This is a genomic window from Rhodococcus sp. NPDC077669, assembly GCF_040686915.1.
In the GTDB taxonomy this organism is placed as follows: domain Bacteria; phylum Actinomycetota; class Actinomycetes; order Mycobacteriales; family Mycobacteriaceae; genus Rhodococcoides; species Rhodococcoides fascians.
The window spans coordinates 213,808-234,702 of sequence record NZ_JBFBMD010000007.1; the positions used below are offsets into that span (position 1 = coordinate 213,808).

Annotated in this window: 18 protein-coding genes and 1 pseudogene; 2 read left to right on the forward strand and 17 right to left on the reverse strand. The window is 64.2% G+C overall.

Features of this window, described 5'->3' with window-relative positions:
• Positions 1-43: 43 nt before the first annotated feature.
• The 5 genes and pseudogenes from mftD (AB0P23_RS11685) to mftA form a co-directional block, all read right to left on the reverse strand.
• A pseudogene (gene mftD / locus AB0P23_RS11685) lies at positions 44-1,183 on the reverse strand (pre-mycofactocin synthase MftD); the annotation flags it as partial.
• Positions 1,184-1,192: 9 nt separating this feature from the next.
• Positions 1,193-2,371, reverse strand: coding sequence for a pre-mycofactocin synthase MftD (mftD, locus tag AB0P23_RS11690; RefSeq protein WP_032400157.1), 1,179 nt, complete (start codon positions 2,369-2,371; stop codon positions 1,193-1,195).
• 12 nt (positions 2,372-2,383) lie between these two features.
• Positions 2,384-3,607: a mycofactocin radical SAM maturase gene (gene mftC / locus AB0P23_RS11695; protein ID WP_363797663.1), complete on the reverse strand. Its 1,224-nt coding sequence runs from the start codon at positions 3,605-3,607 to the stop codon at positions 2,384-2,386.
• A gap of 33 nt (positions 3,608-3,640) precedes the next feature.
• The gene (mftB, locus tag AB0P23_RS11700; RefSeq protein ID WP_032400159.1) at positions 3,641-3,925 is read right to left on the reverse strand and encodes a mycofactocin biosynthesis chaperone MftB; all 285 of its coding nucleotides are present in this window, start codon (positions 3,923-3,925) and stop codon (positions 3,641-3,643) included.
• A gap of 2 nt (positions 3,926-3,927) precedes the next feature.
• Positions 3,928-4,041, reverse strand: a complete 114-nt coding sequence (gene mftA / locus AB0P23_RS11705) for a mycofactocin precursor MftA (RefSeq protein WP_069973092.1) — start codon at positions 4,039-4,041, stop codon at positions 3,928-3,930.
• Positions 4,042-4,318: 277 nt separating this feature from the next.
• Here mftA and mftM point away from each other — a divergent pair, with 277 nt between their 5' ends.
• Positions 4,319-5,146: a mycofactocin oligosaccharide methyltransferase MftM gene (gene mftM / locus AB0P23_RS11710; protein WP_032400161.1), complete on the forward strand. Its 828-nt coding sequence runs from the start codon at positions 4,319-4,321 to the stop codon at positions 5,144-5,146.
• A 38-nt stretch (positions 5,147-5,184) separates the two neighbouring features.
• Here mftM and AB0P23_RS11715 read toward each other — a convergent pair whose 3' ends face one another.
• The 4 genes from AB0P23_RS11715 to AB0P23_RS11730 form a co-directional block, all read right to left on the reverse strand.
• On the reverse strand, positions 5,185-7,395 hold the full coding sequence (locus AB0P23_RS11715) for a DUF222 domain-containing protein (protein WP_052061459.1): 2,211 nt from the start codon (positions 7,393-7,395) through the stop codon (positions 5,185-5,187).
• A 288-nt stretch (positions 7,396-7,683) separates the two neighbouring features.
• Entirely contained in the window at positions 7,684-8,796 is a 1,113-nt protein-coding gene (gene glp / locus AB0P23_RS11720; RefSeq protein ID WP_363797664.1) for a gephyrin-like molybdotransferase Glp, read from the reverse strand.
• Between the two features lie 132 nt (positions 8,797-8,928).
• Positions 8,929-9,252 (reverse strand): hypothetical protein, encoded by a 324-nt coding sequence (locus tag AB0P23_RS11725; RefSeq protein WP_363797666.1) that lies wholly within the window; start codon positions 9,250-9,252, stop codon positions 8,929-8,931.
• Positions 9,189-9,986, reverse strand: a complete 798-nt coding sequence (locus tag AB0P23_RS11730) for a radical SAM protein (RefSeq protein WP_363797668.1) — start codon at positions 9,984-9,986, stop codon at positions 9,189-9,191. The genes AB0P23_RS11725 and AB0P23_RS11730 overlap by 64 nt, the downstream gene beginning before the upstream one ends.
• Before the next feature lie 217 nt (positions 9,987-10,203).
• Between AB0P23_RS11730 and AB0P23_RS11735 the strand changes: the two genes are divergently transcribed.
• Complete coding sequence (locus AB0P23_RS11735) at positions 10,204-11,256, forward strand: helix-turn-helix domain-containing protein (RefSeq protein ID WP_363797670.1); 1,053 nt, start codon at positions 10,204-10,206, stop codon at positions 11,254-11,256.
• Positions 11,257-11,280: 24 nt separating this feature from the next.
• Here the strand turns inward: AB0P23_RS11735 and AB0P23_RS11740 are convergent, their stop codons facing one another.
• The 8 genes from AB0P23_RS11740 to AB0P23_RS11775 form a co-directional block, all read right to left on the reverse strand.
• Positions 11,281-12,270, reverse strand: coding sequence for an NAD(P)/FAD-dependent oxidoreductase (locus tag AB0P23_RS11740; RefSeq protein WP_363797671.1), 990 nt, complete (start codon positions 12,268-12,270; stop codon positions 11,281-11,283).
• On the reverse strand, positions 12,267-12,581 hold the full coding sequence (fdxA, locus tag AB0P23_RS11745) for a ferredoxin (protein ID WP_363797673.1): 315 nt from the start codon (positions 12,579-12,581) through the stop codon (positions 12,267-12,269). The genes AB0P23_RS11740 and fdxA overlap by 4 nt, the downstream gene beginning before the upstream one ends.
• Before the next feature lie 37 nt (positions 12,582-12,618).
• Positions 12,619-14,799: a molybdopterin-dependent oxidoreductase gene (locus AB0P23_RS11750; RefSeq protein ID WP_363797675.1), complete on the reverse strand. Its 2,181-nt coding sequence runs from the start codon at positions 14,797-14,799 to the stop codon at positions 12,619-12,621.
• Between the two features lie 119 nt (positions 14,800-14,918).
• Positions 14,919-15,599, reverse strand: coding sequence for a response regulator transcription factor (locus AB0P23_RS11755; RefSeq protein WP_032371078.1), 681 nt, complete (start codon positions 15,597-15,599; stop codon positions 14,919-14,921).
• Complete coding sequence (locus AB0P23_RS11760; protein ID WP_363797677.1) at positions 15,596-16,948, reverse strand: histidine kinase; 1,353 nt, start codon at positions 16,946-16,948, stop codon at positions 15,596-15,598. The genes AB0P23_RS11755 and AB0P23_RS11760 overlap by 4 nt, the downstream gene beginning before the upstream one ends.
• On the reverse strand, positions 16,945-18,132 hold the full coding sequence (locus AB0P23_RS11765) for an iron-containing alcohol dehydrogenase (RefSeq protein WP_027496264.1): 1,188 nt from the start codon (positions 18,130-18,132) through the stop codon (positions 16,945-16,947). Before AB0P23_RS11765 ends, AB0P23_RS11760 begins: the two co-directional genes overlap by 4 nt.
• Before the next feature lie 186 nt (positions 18,133-18,318).
• Positions 18,319-19,836 carry a VWA domain-containing protein gene (locus tag AB0P23_RS11770; RefSeq protein WP_032365663.1) on the reverse strand — a complete coding sequence of 506 codons (1,518 nt, stop codon included), beginning with the start codon at positions 19,834-19,836 and terminating at the stop codon, positions 18,319-18,321.
• Entirely contained in the window at positions 19,833-20,870 is a 1,038-nt protein-coding gene (locus AB0P23_RS11775) for a MoxR family ATPase (protein ID WP_206498980.1), read from the reverse strand. The genes AB0P23_RS11770 and AB0P23_RS11775 overlap by 4 nt, the downstream gene beginning before the upstream one ends.
• Positions 20,871-20,895: the final 25 nt, after the last annotated feature.

The window sequence follows — 20,895 nt, forward strand, 5'->3', positions numbered from 1 at the left end:
CGCAGACCGGGGAGCTGATTGGAGCGAAATCGGGTGCTACGAATACATCGGACGGTGACAGTTCGTGCACCGAGGCATGTCCGAGTCCGAGTACCGCAGAGTCCAGGCCGCCGCGCAGAATGTCGAGGACGTTCTCCACACCGGCCTGACCGTTCGCCGCCAGACCCCACAGATACGCCCGCCCGATCAGCACGGCCCGCGCACCCAATGCCAGTGCCTTCGCCACGTCACTGCCCCGCCGGATACCGCCGTCGAGGGTGACCTCCACCTGATCGCCCACCGCTCCGGCAATCGCCGGCAACATCCGAATCGACGCCGGCGAACCGTCGAGATTGTTGCCGCCGTGATTGGACACCGAGATCGCCGTGACACCGGCATCGACGGCCCGCAGCGCGTCGTCGACTCGCGAGATGCCCTTGAGCATGAACGGCCCATCCCACTGCTCGCGTAGCCACACGATGTCCTCCCAGGACGGCAGTGGGGTGGACTTCCACTCCCGGTACGCGGCGAAGAACGTCGGCGCTGATTTTCCGGGCTCGGCGAGATTGGGTGCGGTCAGATCCGGGAACCTACCCGTCCGCGCCCACCGCGCCAGCCACCGTGGACGAGCCAACACTTCCGGTGCCAGCCGCAGCATCGCCCGCGCATCGAGGCGTTCCGGTATCACCGGACTCCCCCAATCGCGGCCCTCCGAGAACGACCAATCCATCGTCAGAATCAGCCCCACCGCACCCGCAGCGCGGGCCCGATCGAGCAAGTGCGCCAGCAACTCCCGCGAACCCACCCAATGCACCTGAAAGAACGTCTGCGGATTCGCCGCCACGACCTCCTCGATCGGCTTGCTCGCGAACAACGACAACCCCATCGAAACACCGCGCTGTGCTGCCGCCCTCGCTAGAGCGACCTCACCGTCGGGGTGCACAGCCTGCACACCCGTCGGAGAGATCATCACCGGAAAAGCCAGCGACTGCCCCATCAGCGTCGTCGACAGATCACGTGTGTCCGACAGCCCCGCCACGTGCGGGGCGAATCCGAGTTCACCGAACGCGGCCGTGTTGTCGGCCAACGTGATTCCGCGCTCCGAGCCCGCCCACAATGCCTTGTAGACGGACTCGGGCAGACGCTTCTGTGCTCGCCGTTGCGCCTCGGCGACAGTCTCGAACCACCCCGCCCCGGTAAGCACCGATGTCGTCTAGACGCCGAGACGCCGGTCGAACCCGAACGGCATGACCACGTCCGAGGGTGAGAGGTCGTGCACCGAGGTGTGGCCGAGCCCGAGGACAGCGGAATCGACTCCGCCGCGCAGGATGTCGAGCACGTTCTCCACACCGGCCTGCCCGTTCGCCGACAGACCCCACAGGTAGGCTCGGCCGATCAGCACCGCACGCGCGCCCAATGCCAACGCCTTCACCACGTCGCTGCCGCGCCGGATGCCACCGTCGAGGGTGATCTCGACCTGATCGCCGACGGCCTCGGCGATCGCCGGCAACGCCCGGATCGGTGCCGGGGTACCGTCGAGGTTGTTCCCACCGTGGTTGGACACCGAGATCGCCGTGCAGCCGGCGTCAACGGCCCGCTTGGCGTCGTCGACGCGCATCACGCCCTTGAGCATGAACGGCCCACCCCACTGCTCCCGCAGCCACGCCACGTCCTCCCACGTCGGCAACGGAGTCCCCATCCATTCCCCGTACGCTCCGAAGAACGTCGGAGCGGGACCGCCGGTGGGCGGGGTCAGGTTCGGGGTCGTCAGATCCGGGATCTTGCCGGTCTTGGCGAACTCCCACAACCACTTCGGACGCATGATGCCCTCGGGAGCGAACGCAGCCATCGCCTTGAGGTCCATCTTCTCCGGGATCGACGGGCTACCCCAGTCGCGGCCGTTGGAGAACGACCAGTCCAGCGTCATGATCAACCCGACTGCTCCCGCGGCGCGGGCCCGCTCCATCCGCTGCAGCAATATTTCACGCGAACCCACCCAGTACATCTGGAAGAACGTCTGCGGATTCGCCGCCGCCACCTCTTCGACGGACTTGCTCGCGAACGAGGACAATCCGATCGGAATACCTCGCGCCGCGGCAGCTCTCGCGACAGCGACCTCACCGTCCGGGTGCACCGCCTGCACACCCGTCGGGGAGATCATCACCGGGAACGACAGGGGTTGCCCCATCACCGTCGTCGACAAGTCCCGCTTGTCCGACAACCCCGCCACGTGCGGGGCGAACCCGAGCTCGCCGAACGCCGACATGTTGTCGTCGATGGTGATACCGCGTTCGGAGCCGGCCACCAGCGCGGCATACACGGACTTCGGTAGACGCTTCTTCGCCCGCCGCTGCGCTTCGGCAACGGTCTCGAACCACGCACTCTTCGCCATAGCTTTGTGTTCCTATTCCATTCCTGCGAGCGGGTTCTCGTCGCAGATCTTCGTTGGTGGACGCACCATCAACGTCAACGGCACCGATTTGCGGGGAGTCTTTCTCTGACCGGTACGCGAATGGTCGACGCTGGACTTGGGGATCTCCCCCGCCGCTGCCAACGCCATCTCACCGTTGCCGATCACGCATTCGGGATCCGGACCGTCCATCGGCAGACCGGTGAAGAACTTCGCCGCCATACACCCGCCTCGGCACGCATCGAAATGAGCACACTTGGTGCACGCACCCGAGGTCTGCGGTGAGCGGAGTTCCTGGAACAATTCCGAGGTCTGCCAGACGGTTTGGAAACCGCCCATACCGTCTTTCGCGTCTCGGACGATGTTGCCCGCGAGGAAGTTCTCGTGGATGGCGAACGGGCATGCGTACACGTCGCCGATCGGGTCGATCAGACACACCACCCGCCCCGCACCACACAGGTTGAGCCCCGGCAGAGCGTCACCGAACGCCGAGAGGTGGAAGAACGAATCGCCCGTCAACACACCCTCACCGTTCGCGACGAGCCAGTTGTACAACTCGCGCTGCTGGCCCGCCGTCGGATGCAGATCGTCCCATACGTCCGCACCGCGACCCGACGGCCGCAGTCGTGTAATACGCAGTGTCGCAGCGTATTTGTCGGCCAACGCCTTGAAATCGTCGAGCTGGCTCACGTTGTGCCGGGTGACGACCACCGAGATCTTCGCATCCCGAAACCCGGCCTCCTTCAGATTCTCCAACGCCCGGCACGCCATATCGAACGAACCCGGACCGCGGACCGCGTCGTTGACTTCTGCCGTCGCGCCGTCGATGGAAATCTGCACATCGACGTAATCCGACGCCGCCAGGCGCTCGGCGACCTTCTTGTCGATCTTGACCCCGTTGGTGGAGAACTTCACCCCCACCTGATGCGCTGTCGCATAGTCGACGAGCTCCCAGAAATCGCTGCGGACCGTCGGCTCACCGCCGCCGATGTTGACGTAGAACACCTGCATCTTCTGCAGCTCGTCGATGATCGACTTGCACTGATCAGTACTCAGCTCGCGCGGATCACGACGACCCGACGACGACAGACAATGCACACACGACAGATTGCACGCGTAGGTCAACTCCCACGTCAGACAAATCGGAGCATCGAGACCGAGCTCGAACTGATCGACCAATTTCCCTACCGGAGCTGGTCTTTCGAGGGTGGAAGTCATAGGGGCCGTCCTCTTCTACGAATGGGTCAGGTTCTACGGGCGAGTGATCATGTTCGAGTCCGCCAACGTCTCGAGCGCTCTCACGTAGGGAGCCGATGCCGAATCGCTGATCCCTGCGGCCGCGATCGCCGACCGCATATCCCGGTGGTCGGGAAGGGACTCGATGATCGCCACGATCGTGCGGTTCTTCAGAAACGACAGCTTGCGGGTCCCGAAGTGGTAGAGCAGCGCCCCGAACGACTCGGGACGCAACGCCACCTGCGGATGCAGAATCCACCGCACATCCAGATCGAGCGTGGCCTGCACAGCAGTAGTCATGATCAGTACACGCCGCACATGCCGTCGATCGAGACTTCCTCCACCAACGACTCCTCCACCAGATCGGACTCGACGACCGACGTACCGACCACAGCGTTCTCACTCTTCTTCGACATCTGATTCCTCCTACGAAATCTGTTCGGCCACAATCCGATCGACTGTGTTCAGGATCACCACGCTAACGGCCGTCGAGGTTTCCGACGGGCCATGGCGCAGGAACTGGTCGGCCGTCGCGATCAACCGTCCAGTCGGGTAGGTACCGGCCCGTCCGGCCTGCGGGGTGAACAGCGTCCGAGCGGACCGACCAGCGGTCGATCCGAGTTGTGCCGCGGTTCGCTGTGGAACGCTCACCTGAACAGAAGGTGCCGACAGAAACGACAGAAGAAGACTTACATGACCGAGATCGATGCATTGGCACCCGGACCCGACGGGGTCTGGGCACATGAGAACGTCGTCGTCCGGCACAATCCCGGGCTCCGATTCGACGCCGTACGTGCAGGATCGACCGTGCAGGTGAACCACTGCCTCGCTGCGGGCGAGATCGGCGAGGGCCTCGTGCCGCTCATCACCGAACAGGCGCGCCACATCGGTCTGTCTCAACGCGAGTTCGAGCACCTGCTGGTCGGAATCGTACGCACCACTATCGCCGATCCGGTCGAGGCGTGGACGACGTACTACCGAAACTCGTTGGATGACCTCCTCTCCGGTCGAGCAGTGTTCGCTCCTGTGCATCAGCGTGCCGCCGCATCGATCCGCGGTTCGGTACTCGATCTGGGTTCGTGCTTCGGCTTCTTTCCGTTGCGGCTGGCAATGCAGGGGTGTTCGGTCACCGCGACCGACCAGTCAGCGGGAACCATGGACTTGCTCGCGACTGTCGCTCCGCACCTCGGCGCGAGACTCGACACGGCAGTGTTCGATGCAGCCCGAATCCCGTTCGACGACAACAGTGTCGATACCGTGACAGCCCTGCACCTGCTCGAACACGTCGATGCCGAGACCGGCTCTGCCATCGTCGCCGAGGCTCTACGTGTGGCGCGCTGCCGCGTCGTCATCGCGGTACCGTTCGAGACAGAGACCACCGTCTGCCACGGACACATCCGCACGTTCGACGAGACGGCGCTGGCCGAGTTGGGGCGATCGACGGGAGAGTCCTTCGAGACCTCGACCTACCACGGCGGTTGGCTCGTGATCGACAAAACGACGGCACCACAACTCGTCTGAACAGTCTCGATACTTCAGGCTCGGAATCCGCGGGAGTTCTAGAACGGTGGTGCTGTGTCACCTTCCTCGTCGCTCGGTTCTGGAGTCGGGTTGTCGGGTGGGTCGGGGTAGGTGATGATGCCGGATCGTCTGGGTTTGGTGGGTATGTCTGGGCGGAGGTCGTTGCCGATGATGGGTACCGCTGTTCCGTTGGCGGGCAAAGTTATTCGGGTGGTCTTCGAGGTGGAGGTCCACAGGATGGCACCGCCGGGGAGCATGACTGCTTTCCAGTAGCCGGCGGTTTTGACGCTGTGGTGGTATTCGCAGATGCATTGGAGGTTGTCGACGGTCGTCCAGCCGCCGCCGAGTGGGTTGGCGTGATCGAACGGGATCACGTGGTCGAGTTGGCAGCGTGCCGCGGGTCGGTGGCAGCCGGGGAACCGGCAGTGGCGGTCGCGGAGTCGGACTGCGGCGGTGGTGAGGGCGTCGGGTCGGTAGATCAAAGCTCGAGCGGTCATGGGGTCGCGTCCGACGGACTTGCCGAGAGTGGGGTCGGCGGCGATGGCGGATTCGAGTGCTGCGGCGAGGGATGCATTGCCGAGGTAGATGCCGGAGGGCGTGCAGTGTGCCGGTGTGTGGACTGAGGGGGTCCGGCCTGCTGCGTGGATCGTTGGGTTAGGGCGTCGCATCGCGGACGGTAGGTCGAGGGCAGAGCTGTGCCGTGCGCCCCGGCCGACAGGGGTGTGGGTACAGAACAGGGCTGCCGCAAAGGCCAGGGCATTTCGGCGTCGTTGCCGAGTGTCGGAGTCGGCGGTCGTCGCGGGTGGCGTTGTGTCGGTCGGCGCGGGTGGCGTTGTGTCGGTCGTCGCATGCGATTCTGGTGGAACCGAACCCGAACTCCGGACCGGTCCTGAGTCGGGATGCGGTCCCGGGTCGGGTGGCGGTCCTGGGTCGGATGGTGAAGGTCCGGGCGGTGGTGTTTCGGCGCTCGCGGCGTGGCCGGTTTCGGTGCCCGAGGTATTGGGTCGGGTGACGGTGTCGGTACCGGCCTGCGGGCTGCCGACGGAATTAGGGTCAGCATTGCCTTCGCGGCGTGTATCGCCGGTTGCGTTGTCGGCATGAGTTCTCGGTGCTGCCGAGTCCGTTCTCGATGCCGCATCCGTCGGCGCTGCTGTGTTCGTTGCGGTGCCCGCTACACTTCCTGTGCCTCTATCCGTTTGCGTTTCAGACGTATTCGTTTCCGCTGTATTCGATTCTGCCGAGTTCGGCTGTGCAGGCTCGGGGTCTGCCGTGTTCGACTCGACTGTGGTGTCTGTGGTGTCTGTCGATTCAGTGGAGCGTCGTTCCCATTCCCCGGTTTCCGGGTTCTGCACCGCCAGCCCGAGCGTCTCCGCCAGCGTCACCGCCTCGGTGAGCAGAATCTGCCACTGACTGTTGCGAGCTAGTTCCCGGGCCAGATCAGGATCGATGGAACCGTGCCCAGCCAGATACGCAGGATTCGCCAACAACCCGATGAGGGTGGCGATATCGACGGTGACCATCGTCAACGGCACCCGACGATCCGGCAGTCTCGCATCCTTCTTCGGGCAGTCCGGGCGTGCACACAGGCATACCAACCGGGGTTCTCCGTGCATCCGCGCCATGAACGCATCACACAGTCGTTCCTGCTTACCGCGCGGATCCTTCACACACACCGTGTCGGCCATCTCCTCCAGGAGCTGCCATGCGGCGGCGGCTTCGGGGGCGGTCAATTCTGCTCGGATCCGGGCCAATTCACCGGCCGGGCTGTAGGTAACGGTACGGAACCTCTTGGCGAACTCGCGTAGTGCAGCTGCTTCCTCGGGCGCGACCCGCAGCAGGATGTCCCAGATCTCTTTCTCCAGCGGACCCGGTGACGACCGGCGGGCCGCCTCGACGATGTCGCCCTCGACCGACTTCACGATGTCGTCGGAGAGGTTGTCGAGGATCCGGCACACCGTACGTACGCGGGGGAGGTCGATGTCGCCGGCCTCGAATGCGGTTTTCACCAGAGGAAGCCGGGTGTGCAGTGCCACGCCGACGGACACGTACGCTTCGGCGACGGTGGCAGAGCAGCTCAACGCGAGTGCCATCTCGGTCCGTCCGTACCGGCTGTAGTGTCGATGCTTCGCATCCTGGGCGATACAGGTGAGGTGGAAGTCGTAGCAGGCAGCGATCTTTCGGGCCGCACACCGATTCTCTTCCCGCGCGGCAGTAGTCAACGCATCCAACGACACCACTGGTGCAGCCATTCTTCTCACCCCCCGGTGACCCGCAATCGAAGAACATGCGTTCGAACTGAAGAAAGAGTATCTCGACCCACCGACAGGTTTCCGAATCGCAGTTGTGGGAGCTGGATGACCTAGTACTCGGTACCCGTTGCCGCGCGCACCTCGTTCAGTGTCTGCTCGGCACTCTCGCTTGCGCGCTGGTGCCGTCGCGACGACTTCCCGCCGTCACCCCGTCTCTCCATCCTGCTTGGCCTCCACCCCGCACCATCTGATCTCACCGCCTGCGGTCTGCGCAGTTGTTCGCTCAACTCATACGTACCGGCCCGGTCTCGATGCCGCCCGTGAATCGAAGGTCCACGCGGGGTACTGCCCCGTTGCGTGCGGGAGTGAGTCGCCCGGGGGAACGACGACCAATCCGTTCGCGGCTGCCAATGCTCCCATCGAATGCGACTGCGTGACCGAGGCGTCCGCGCCGTCGATGAATCCCAACAGAACCCGAGGTGTGGTCGACGGCGAGGTCCCGTCGCCGCGAACCCGCACTGTTCTCACCGTTCGCTCCGCCGCCGGATCCCGCAGAGCGGATGCCAGGACCGGCCGGACGAACAACTCGTAGGAGATCAGCGCACTCACCGGATTTCCGGGCAGGCAGATGATCGGAATTCCATCGAATCGTCCGCAGCCCTGCGGTTTTCCCGGCCTGACCGCAACCGAGGCGAAGGTGACGTCGTGATCCGCCAGCGCAAGCCGGACCACCTCCTCGGTTCCTGCGCTGATTCCACCGGTCGTGATGATGACGTCGGCTACCGCAGCGCAGCGAGCAAGGGCCGCTCTGCACGCCTCCACATCGTCGGATACCGCCGATTCGAGGTGCACATCGGCACCACACCGCAGCAGATCGGCTGCGATCATCGGAGAGTTGGCGTCGAAACACTCGCCGAGCGTCGGAGTTTCTTCAGCACAGCGGATTTCGGATCCGGTGGACAACACAGCCACGGTCAATGTCGAGCCAATCCTGACATGCGTTCGTCCGAGTGCCGCAAGCAGTCCGACCTGAGCGGGAGTCAGCACCGTACCGGCCCTGATGGCCACGTCACCGGCATCGAAATCCGAAGCACGACGGCGGATGTTGCTCTTGGAACCACTCGAACAGATGGTCACCGTATCGGAACCGAACGACGTCACGAATCCGCTGGTCTGTTCGACAGGCACCACCAGATCGGCCCCTCGCGGAAGTACTGCACCGGTCATGATTTGTACACATTCACCCGGTGCCACGCTCAGCTCGGTACTCGACCGTCCGGCGACGCTACGCGCCGAGACGGTCAGTGTGGCCGGCAGTCGTCGAGAACCGATCACATCGGTACGGCGCACAGCGAACCCGTCGACTGCAGAATTGTCGAACGCCGGCAGAACGCTCGGCAACGACATCCTCGGCGAGAACTGCGCCGACCGCAGATCCGATGGGTACCGCCCGCACTCGGGCTGCCAATCCAAGATCTGCTATGGCACAACGGTGTTCGTCGACCGAACGGGTAGTCGCGTTTACGGTCCGCCTCATCCGCCGATGTAGGACATCTCGATCCGCTCGCCGGCCGGGGTGTCCCCCGATCCCGCTCGCAGTTCGGAGTATCGATCGTCACGGCTGTTCCAGAGCGCCGACAACCGCGCCACGAGGGCATCCTGCGATGCCCCCGAACGCAGCAGCGCGCGCAGATCGGTTCCCGCTGAAGCGAAGAGGCACGTGTACACCTGCCCGTCCGCCGACAGCCTGGCCCGAGTACAGCTGCCGCAGAACGGTTTCGACACCGAGCCGATCACCCCGATTTCTCCGCTCCCGTCGCGATACCGATAGCGCGTCGCGACCTCGCCTTCGTACATCGACTCGATCCGCTCGAGCGGATGGGCTGCCCCGATGATGTCGACAATGGAGTCGACGTCCTCACCTGCGCCATTTCCCACCGGTTCGTCGCCCCGACATCCATGTACTCGATGAACCGCACGACGATGCCGGTCCCTCGGAACCGTTCGGCCAGGTCCAGAATCGAATCACCGTTCACGCCCCGTCGCACCACCACATTCACCTTGACGGGTGACATCCCGGCGCGAACTGCCGCGTCGATACCGTCGAGCACGGCCCGGACGGGTACGCGCGTGTCGCTCATCCGCGCGAACGTCGTCGAGTCGATCGAATCCAGGCTGACGGTGACCCGCTTCAGACCGGCCGCGTACAACGATGCGGCCTGGGCTGCGAGCAACGACCCGTTCGTGGTCATCGCAAGATCGACGCCGTCGATGGCGCTCAATCGTTCGATCAGCGTGGCGATTCCGGCCCGCAGCAACGGTTCACCGCCCGTCAGACGGATCTTTCGGATGCCGATCGTCGCCGCGGCCCGCGCCACTCTGTCGATCTCGTCGAAGGACAGCAGCCTGCCGGTGTCGAGGAATCGGTGATCGGGACCGAACTCGGCTCGAGGCATGCAGTAGACACAGCGGAAGTTGCACCGGTCGGTGACCGAGATACGGAGATCCCGAAGTGCCCGCCCCCGAGCGTCCACCGTCCCCGAATCGAGGTCGGTCGGATGGCTGCGCACTGCTCGAACGGGATCACCCACGGAGTAGTCCTTTCACTCGGTCGAACACCAGAATCGCGGACGGCAGTGCCTCACACTTGACCGCGCGCGCCCGGTAGTTGACGTGCAGCGACCAGCGCACGACCCTGCCTCACGACTTTCCGACAAAGTTACGAACAGTGAATCAACCGGAAACATTGCGGGTTAATCTCGAAGAAAGCTCCTGCATCGCCGTGAGCGTCTACGACAAGGGGTCCCCATGCTGTCTCGATCCGGATTCTCCATTCCGACTCGAACGACCAGCCGCGGCGACTGGTCCGACATGTTGAACGAGCACTTCGTCGCCCTGGACGTGGCCGACGTGGCGGACAGTCGATTCACGGGAGCCGTCCGATCGATGTCTCTGGCGCACCTGCAGGTGTCGACTGTCCGATCGACGACACAACGCATCGCGCGAACCGACTCGCTCATCGAGAAGGACCGAATCGAATACGTTCAGATCGGGATGATCCGTCGAGGCCGCGCGATCGTGGTGCAGGACGGACGCGAATGCGTGCTCTCCCGCGGCGACTTCGCCATCTACGACACGTCTCGTCCCTTCGACTGGATCATCGACGGTCACCCCGACGACGATCAATGGGAGCTCGAAGTATTCACCTGGCCCCGTCACATGCTGCGACTCGACGAGCGTGAATCCAGCGACCTGACGGCCATGGCGTTCGACGGCTCGGCCGGTTTCAGCGGCCTCCTCAGCCGATTTCTGCACGACCTGGGGTCGACCCGGTCGACGCTGGGTACCGCGGGCGCGCAGGCCATCGCAGACGAGGTCGGAGATCTGGTCAGCGTCATCGCGAGGAACACCACTTCCAGCCCGGCGCTGGATTCCCCCGGTAACGCCCTGGTTCGGACGGCGCAACGCTATATCGAGGAACACCTCGCAGACCCAGATCTGTCGCCCAGCACCGTCGCGTCGGCCATGCTCGTCTCCACTCGCCAACTGCACCGTCTGTTCGCGGCCAGTGGCACCACGGTGGCGCGCAGCATTCGGGTCAAACGGCTCGAGCGCTGTCGACGCGAGATCATCGCCAGCGTCGCGGTGGACCGCTCGCTCGGCCAGATCAGTCGGCGATGGGGTTTCGCGGACTCCGCAGTATTCAGTCGCGCCTTTCGCGAGCAGTACGGGATGAGCCCGCGTCAGTACCGCGCGGCCGCGTGCGCGCAGTCCGACGACCCGCGGGCGGTCACTCGCCCGAAGTGGCCGAGCGACCGTGAGCAGCCCGAGGTCGGCACTGCTCACGGTCCTCGTCGGTGAAACTGAGCTCCTACGGGTCTCTCCTCAGTGGAGCGAGTCGCTCGAGTGGCCGGGCACGATCGCTGCCGAGCCGTCGACGAGCGGGGCGATGTGGTTGACCGCTGTCGCGGCCTCGGCGAACCCGACTGCGATCAACTTGACCTTGTCTTCGTGTCCGGCGACGTCGCCCGCCGCGAAGACTCGCCTTCGGCTGGTGCGCATCGTCCGTCCGACGGCGATATCGCGCTGGTACTTGTCCAGCCCCCACGTGGCGATGGGGCCGAGTGCAGCCTTGAACCCTAGTGCGGCAACAACACTCGATACCTCCAGCTGTCGACGGTCGACTCCGGTGCCGTCGACGATCGTGACCGATTCGACGAAGTCCACGCCTATGATTTCCTCCACCTCGAACGGCGTGAGGACATCGACACCGGACCGCTCCAGCAAACCGAGGCTGTGAGCGTGGGCCCGAAAGTCGTTGCGCCGGTGCACCAGTACCACCGATTTCGCGATCGGCTCCAGGCTCAACGCCCAGTCGACTGCCGAGTCTCCGCCGCCGACGATCATCACCCGTTCGCCGGCGAGATCATCGAGTTTCGGCACGAAATACCGTAGGCCTCGGTCGTGGAACTCGGCTCCGGCCGGCAATGGCCTCGGCGTGAACTTACCGATACCTGCGGCCACGAGAACGGCCTTGCCGACGACGGTCTCTCCCTTGTCCGTCGTGACCCGCACGAAGTTCTCGGATTCTTCGAGTTCGGTCGCCACGTGCCCCATGAGGTACGTCGGCTTCGCCTGATCCGCCTGTTCGACCAATGCGTCGACCAGATGTTGCGCCTTGATCGCCGGAAACCCGGCGACGTCGAATATCTTCTTCTCGGGGTACAGGGCCGCCAATTGCCCGCCCGGATGGGGCAGAGCGTCGATCACGGTGACCGTCATGCCCCGGAAACCCGCGTAGTACGCACCGTACAGCCCGGCAGGTCCGGCACCGACGATGATCAGATCACTCTCGGAAACCGTTGCGGCACTCACTTCTTCGCCACTTCGTCGATCGAGGGATGGTCGTGCCCAACCGGGCCGAGATCTTCCGCACCGCCGGAAGCATCTGCGTCCTCACAGAATTCGACGGCGATGTCGACGAACCGCTTCTGTTCCTCCGGGATCTTGTGCTCCCAGAAGATGGCGTCGTTGGGACAGGCCGGCATGCACTTGCCGCAGTCGACGCACTCGTCGGGATTGATGTACATCATCCGAGCGCCCTCGTAGATGCAGTCGACGGGGCACTCCTCGGTGCATGCCTTGTCGAGCAGGTCGATGCACGCTTCGGTCACGACGTAGGCCATATCGAGATCCTCTTGTTCGTAGTAGGAGAAAGAGTTGTCAGGAATCGAGCGCCGCGACCTCGACGAGGGTGTCGGAGAACGTCGGAGCGTTCCCGAGGTCGGCGAACACCGTCGGATTGAGCGACGCCGGGGTCGACAGCGACAGCATGTTCTTGCGCCATGCACCCATCGCACAGACGGTGACACCCTGCATGACCGACTTGTCGAGTTTGGCAACGACGGTGAATTCGCCGCGATCGTTGAAGACTCGCACCACGTCACCCGAAGCGATTCCCCGCCGTTCGCCGTCGACAGGGTTGATCAGCAGGGTCGGCTCCTTCTGCACTTTGCGGTGCATGTCGAGATTCCCGAAGCTCGAATTCAGGTACGCGTGTGACTTGGGCGTGAGCAGATTGAGTGGATACTTCTCTGCCAGTCCGGGATTGGTCCTCGACGACTCGCGCGGCGGGATGTAGTGCGGGAGCGGATCCACCGGTTGTCCCGGCTGGTGATCGTTCGATCCCTGCCGGAACAGCGGCAGCACGAAGTTGCCGCCCGCCGCCGCCGAGGACAGAAACTCCGTTTTGCCGGACGGCGTCCGGAAATTGCCCTCTGCGTGCGGTGCGTACTCGTCGGGACCGGGAAGGTTGAGTCGCTGCCACCCGAGCTTCTTGAGCGAGTCGATCGTGATGCCCTCCATTGCCGGGGCATTCCAGTCGTAGGAGAGGGCGAGGAGTTCCTCATCGGTTCGGGAGAACACCGGTTCGGTGAAGCCCATCGCGGCGGCCAATCGGCGAAACATCTCGGTATTGGGGACGGCCTCACCGAGGGGCTCGATCGACCGGTTGTTGTACGTGACGAACAGGTGGCCCCAGGAAAAGTTGATGTCGTCCTGTTCCAGCTGTGTCGTGGCGGGCAGAATGATATCGGCGTAATCGGCAGTGTCGGTGATGAAATGGTCGCTGACGACCGTGAACAGATCCTCCCGGCTGAGCCCGTCGATCATGCGCTTCTGATCGGGACACACCACCACCGGGTTCGAGTTGTACACCATCAGACCTTTGAGGGGCGTGTCCAGATTCAACCCGCCGGTCAGCGCCTCACCCAGCTGATACAGATTGATCACGCGTGTACCCGGAGTCTGCAGATCCGTCTGCAGAAACTCGGGCCAGTTCACCGGAAACGCCCACAGCGGCAGCTGCAGGATGCCGCCGCCGGGCTTACGCCAGGCCCCCACCAACGACGGTAGACAGGAGATGGCTCGGACGCTCTGCCCGCCACCGGCACTGCGCTCGATGGCGACGCCGATCCGAATGACGGAGGGCTGACTCTGTGCGTATTCCCTTGCCAGCGTGTAGATGTCCTCGACGGGAATACCCGTCTCCTCGGACGCCCATTGCGGGGTGTACTGCTGCACCCGATCGGCCAATTCGTCGAAACCGATGGTGAAGCGTTCGATGTAATCCGCGTCGGTCAATCCCTCGTCGATGATCACGTGCATCATCGCCAGGGCGAGAGCGCCGTCGGTGCCCGGACGAATGGGGATGTACCAGCTCGCGGCCTTGGCGGTTCTGGTCTTGACCGGATCGATCACCACCACCTTGGCCCCGCGTTTCTTCGCCTCGGCCACGTACGGCCACAGGTGCAGGTTGGTGCTCATGGTGTTCGCCGCCCAGATCAGAATGAACTTGGAGTGGACGAAACTCTCGGGGTCGACGCCTGCCGTGTCGCCCACCGTCATCGCGTAGGCCGTGCACGAGCCCGCATCGCAGTAGGTGCGCTCGGCAACCGTCGCCCCGAGTCGGTTGAAGAATGCATCCCCGACATTGAGACCCTGCGTAATGCCCTGGGTGCCGAGGTAATTGCACGGCATGATCGCCTCGGGGCCGAATTCCTCGGCGATGGAGGTGAATTTCTCGGCAATGGTGGCCACGGCCTCGTCCCACGAGATCCGCTCGAACTCTCCTGAGCCCTTGGGCCCGGACCGCTTGAGCGGGTACAGCACTCGGTCCGGGCTGTAGACCTTGTCGAGATAGTTGTCCACCTTCACGCAGAGGCCACCGTTGGTGTACGGGTTGGTCTTGCTCCCGCTGACGCTCGTCGCCACCCCGTCCTCGACGGTCACCACCATCGAGCACGAATCCGGACAGTCCTGCGCACACGCTCCGAGAACGGTGAGTTCCGTAGGGCGGTCGGCCGGGGCGTCGTGTGAGCGCGTATCTTCCTGAACAGTCGTCATGGGTGCTCCTCGGCGTGGATATCACTGGTATGTGTTATCCGTAGCCTGCACCGCGAGGACGCTCCCGACAGGACGCCGAGCGCCGTCTACTTTGCACTCTGCGCCCGAAGGCTCATCGCTCAGATCAATCCCTGTTTGCTCGCGGCATAGACGGCCTCGGCACGGCGGGACACCGCAAGTTTGCGCATGATGTTGCTGACGTGAAACTTCACCGTCGTCGCCGAGATGAACAACCGCGTTCCGATCATGTTGTTGGACAGACCCGTTGCCAGTAGCCGGAGCACTTCGAGCTCCCGCTCGGTCAGCCGCTCGATGCTGCTCGGTGTGCCGTTGAGAGAACGAACGACGGCCGACGCGCTCCGGGAATCGAACGCACTCTCACCGCGCGACACCGCGCGGATCGCGCGAACCAACTCGGTGGTGTCGACGTCCTTGACCACATATCCCCGGGCACCGGCATGCACGGCCTCCACCACCAGACGATCGTCGAGGAACGTCGTCAAGACGAGTAGACCGATTCCGTTGTGTGCCTTGGACAACTGCGCACACAGGGCGAGACCCTCGTAATCGGAGCTGGCAGAGAGCTTGAGGTCCATCAGCACGATGTCGGGTGTGACCCGAGCGACGACGGCCAACCCCTCCTCTCGGGTCGACGCCTCCCCCACGATCGTCAGATCCGATTCACGCTCGAGTACCGAACGCAGCCCGTCGCGCAAGATCGCGTGGTCGTCGACCAGGACGATCCGAACCCTGGGCGGCGCCGCCTGAGGCGAACCGTCTCGTACCGCTGTGACGCTCATGCTGTGCCCTTCGTGGAATTCGGGTCGAGCGGTATACGCACTGCCACTCGCACGCCCCCGGTGCGGGCACGGCGGATCTCGAAGACCCCGCCGTGTTCGCGGGCGCGCGCCGCCATGTTCGCCAACCCGCGGTGGCGGCCGTCGACGTCGGTGGACTCGGCCATGTGCAGCATCATGCGCAAGTGCGCCGGATCGCCGTCACCGTCATCGGCAATCGACAGCTGTACCTGATCGAGCGAATAGCTCAAGCGAAGAATGGCCCGGGATGCATGTCCGTGCACTGCAGTGTTGAACAACGCCTCTCCGGCGATGCGGAGCAAAGCATGCTCGCATTCGCTGCTCAACTCGACGGGAGTTCCCTCCACCCGCAGCGAGACCTGCAACTCGTCGGGCATGTGGACCACCGAAAGCTGTTCGAGCATTTCGGGAAGCGACGTGCGGTCGGCGTCCTGAGGGTGATTGAGCGCGTAGATCGCCGACCGCAGCTGATCCACTGCCCGACGCGTCAGATCCTTGGCCAGATCCAGCCTGTCTATGCGCTCTTCCGCCGAGATGTCACTGCGACAGACCTCGATCTGCATACCGGCCGACAACACGGCCTGGGTCACGCTGTCGTGCAGTTCGCGTGCGATGCGATGCCGTTCGTCGTCGAGCACCTGATGCCGATGTGCGGCACCCAATTGTCTTTGTGTCAGCAGGAGTTCGGCATTGCGGGCGGCGAGGTCGGCCGCTGTTCGATTCGCCTCGGCGTAGGCATTCTCGGTGCGCTCGAGGAGTTGTCTTCGGCTCTGGAACAGAGCCGAATTCTGCAGGGCCACCGCGGTTTGGCTGGCCAGGATGCTGAGCACCGCGGCGTCGGTGGCGTCCAGCACACGTTGCTCACCGGTCCACGCTGCAAAAGCGCCCACGACACCCCCGTCGTACGCGATCGGCACGAAGGCGTGATGGGCGGAGATCACCGGGGTCAGCCCGTCGCCGCACGTCGACTGTCGGATCGACTCGAGGCAGTCGACGACGTCGTCCGGCAACGGTGGCCCTTCGACGTTGTCGACCAGAAACGGTGTGGCGTCGGGTCCGAGTACCAATCTGCGAGGACCGGCGTCGGGGAACGCCCCGTCGGCGAGAGCGAACACGACCCAGCGCGCACTCAGATGGGCTCGTGCGGCCTCGGCCACAGCGCACACCAGCGTTTCCGGACCGTCGACCGTGCGCACCAGTGCTCGCGAAATCAGTTCCAGCGCATAGACAACGCGTTCCAAACGTTCTGCCGCGCCGCGATACTGGGGGTAGAACGTGTTCTTGCCCGAACGCAGTCCCGTCAGCAACGAGAGGTCGGGTCCGGTTGTCACAGTGCGGTCCTGAACAGATCGACCATCTCGCGGTGCGTGGCCGAGCGCGGGTTGGTGGACATGCACGCATCGCGTAATGCGTTGGTGGCCAACACATCGAGATCGGACTCGCTGACGCCGATCTCGGCCAGGCCGGCGGGAACACCGACCTGACGAGCGAGGCGGTCCACTCGATCGGCCACGGCCATGGCGGCCTCCTCCGGCCTGGCCCTGCCCTCGGGTAGCCCGAGACTCGTCGCGATGGCCACGTACGGCAACGGATCCTCGGCAGCGTTGAAACGAATGACGTGCGGCAGCAGCACACCGTTGATCACCCCGTGCGGGAGATCGAGCAGCCCGCCCACCTGGTGGCTCATCGCGTGCGTTGCACCGAGTATCGCGTTCGTGAATGCCAGGCCGGCCTCCAGACTCGCCTGCGCCATCGACCCTCGTGCAACCATGTCGGTCGGCTCGTCGATGGTGCGAGCCAACTGTGACATCACCATCGTGATGGCTCGGAGAGCATGATGGTCGGTGAGCTGATTGTGGCCCAACGACACGAACGCCTCTATCCCGTGCGTCAGAGCATCCAAACCGGTTGCAGCGTTGAGCCATTCGGGCATCGTGGTGAGCAACATCGGGTCGATCACCGTGATGTCCGGCACCAGGGCTCGGCCGAGAATGGTGATCTTCGTCGAGCGTGCGGTATCGGTGACGATGCAGAACTGCGAGACGTCGGCTCCGGTGCCGGATGTCGTGGGCACCATCACCAGAGGCGGGATCGGCCGGGTGGCCCGATCAACCCCCTCGTAGTCGAGGATTCGACCGCCGTTGCCGGCGAGGACGGCAATCCCTTTCGCCGCATCCATCACCGACCCTCCCCCGATGGCCACCAATACGTCGCAGCCGAAGTCCGCGTAGTAACCGTGTCCGGCCTCGATTTCGACGTCCTTGGGATTGGGCGTCAGTGCGCTCCAGACCTGGGGCTCCAGCCCCTGGGCAAGAAGGAGGTCGACGAGCTGCCCGGCCCAGCCACTCTCGATCAAGCCGGCGTCCGTGACGAGCATCGGCCGTACCCCACCGAGACGACGCGTCGCATGCGCGACCTCTCCGAGCGAATCCGGACCGAACACGATCTCGGGCGCATGGAACTTGAGGACACGTGGCGTCTCGGCTCGGCTGCGCCGAGTATCGAGATCGTGCAGCGCCTTGCCGACGTTCGCAGTAGCTGCCTGGTCCACCGTTCACACCCTCGCTGTCCTTCGATCCGAACACGATCCGGACCTGTGATTCAGGTTACAACCTTACGAGCGCAGACGGTCCGTTCCCACCAGCACCGGGCCAGGTTCCTACCTACCCGATCGGGCAGGTACGCGGTGTGACGGGTCGGGTCAGGACAGCGCATGCCCCAGATCGGCGGCCTGCGCCGCCAACTGTTCCCCGTCTCGTGCCACCACCACTCGATCGCAGAATGGCTCGTACTCCTCCATCGAGCACGCGGCCTGCGCCCAGTAACGACGAGCTTCGGGAGTGATCCAGGCGATGCGGTGCACCTTGGACCGAATCTTCTCCAACGCATCGAGTCCGGGCGGCCGTCCGTTGCACCGACCGTCCCCCACGATGATCACGGCAGTGCGCTTGTTCAACACGTCTCCGTGCGAGTCCAGCAGGTCCGCGAAGGTTCTGCCGTAATCGCTGCTCGCTTCGAGGTCCAATCGCGCATCTGCGAGTACTGCAGCCAGAGCACCGTCGCCCGTACTCCCGAGCAAGGTGGTCGTCACGTCCACCGGAGAATCGACGAAGCCCATCACAGTGCAGCGGTGCGCACGCGAGTGCATCGCCTGGGCAAGTCTGAGCGTGAATGCGGTGATCGGGCGAACGGACAACGAGACGTCCGCCAGCACCAACAATCGAACCTTGTCCGGAACCGGTGTCCTGGTGACCAACCGAAACGGAATGCCGTCCGTGCGCAGGCTCGACCGAACCGTGCGACGCATGTCCAGCGGGCCCCGAGAGTGTTCGCGAGGCCGAGGCCGAGGAGTCCCGCGCATGTGCCGCAACACTTCGTGACTTGCGCGTTCGATCTCGGCATGGCTGTCGATCCCCCGCCCTGCGCCGTCGACCGGCACCGGTGACGACATCGTCCCGGTCAACTCACCCAGAGCTGCGACGAAGGCTTCGACGGCATCGGTGATCCTGTCCAACATCGCCGCGCTCAGCGGCCCGGAATCTCCGCCATCGCCGTACACGCTACTGGGATCGTAGGCGTCGAACCATGCCAGGATGCTTGCCGGATCCTCCCAGTTCAGTTGCCCTGCAACCGCTCCGCTCGTGCTCGACGCCAACTCCCCTGCCGCCGTCGAACCGGAACGCTCCAGATCGACGGTGTAGGTCACGCCCCGTCGACCCATGTCGCCATCGGTATCGATGGACAGATCGTGATCCTCCGACGACAGACTGATGTCGTCGTCGTCCTTGTGTGGGTTGAAGCCCTTGTCGGCCTCAGGGGCGTCGAGCAGATCTCCGATCTCGACGGCACGCTCGTTGTATTCGGCGTACTTCGCCGCCTCCTGGTCGGCTCCCACGTCGAGATCGGTCGGGAGGCCACCCGCCACCTGCGCGCCTACCGGCGAAGTGTGTTCGTGGACAACAGTGTTCGAGCCGACTGCGAACAGCGAGTCGAACGCGAGATCGAATCCCTGCTGTTCGTGATCGTACTTCGCGCACGTGGCGCGTAACGCCGCGCGGAGAACCGTCAGGTCACGTGCCCCCAGGAGCCCGAGCACGCGTCGGACTTCGATGACCTCGGCCGGCGACGCCGCCACTCCGAACCGCCGCAGCGTCCGGCCGAACACTGCCGACAGCACGTCGAGTACCACCGACGGAGCGAACGGCTCGACCGCAGTCATCGTCGAATCCCGATGCCGCCCTTGTCCCGTCCACCATGACCCCGGAACGCCGTCGCGGTCGTGTTGACGACGGCTCCGAGAGATGTTGCTGCAGAGGCTGTCTCCGTCGCCGGGCCTGCCATCGCGATCTTCATGTCCGAGGAGTATTTGACCAGCGCGGCGAGCAGATACTTGCGGGTGTCCTCCGTATGGCCGAGGACCGACGCGATACGAGCCGCGTCGATGACCTCCGAGATCGATGGGCTCTTGCGCAGCGGCAGCGCCCGCAGTTCGGTTGCCAGCGCCACGATGTCGGCTGCGACCCGATCGGGTACCTCCGGAGCGCGGGCGGTGACGATCTCACGTTCCCGTTCGGCGGAGGGGTAGTCGAGATGAAAGTGGAGGCAGCGGCGTTTGAGGGCGGAGGACAGCTCACGAGTGTCGTTGGAGGTCAGAATGACCCACGGATCACTTCGTGCGGTGAAGGTGCCCACCTCGGGAATGGTCACCTGCTTCTCGGCGAGCACCTCGAGCAGCAGCGCCTCCATGGATTCCTCGGTGCGGTCGACCTCGTCGACCAGAAGAACCACCGGCTCCTCGGACAGGATCGATTCCAGCAGCGGACGCACCGAGAGGAACGGCTCGGAATACAGGCCGAAGTCCTTGGCGGCAAGCATTTTCGAGGCGTCGTCGATGTCGGTGACATGCTGCGTCAGCGCACCGATGTGTTCACGCAGCATCTGCACGTGCAGAAGTTGTTTGGCGTAATCCCACTCGTACAGGGCTCGGTTGTCGTCGAGGCCCTCGTAGCACTGCAAGCGCACCAGCTTGCGGCCGCTCGCCGCAGCAAGCGATTTGGCGAGCTCGGTCTTTCCGACACCCGCGGGTCCCTCGAGCAGAAGGGGGCGATCGAGCGCTGTCGCGAGATGCACCACGGTGGCGAGATCGTCGTCGGCGATGTAGTCCTGCTCGGCGAGCGCCCTCCGCAGATCGGCAGCGTCGGTGAATCGAACGGTGTCGGTGTCGTCGCTACGCACTGTCGACAGCGTGGTCATGTGTTTCCCTTCGGACGGCGGCTGC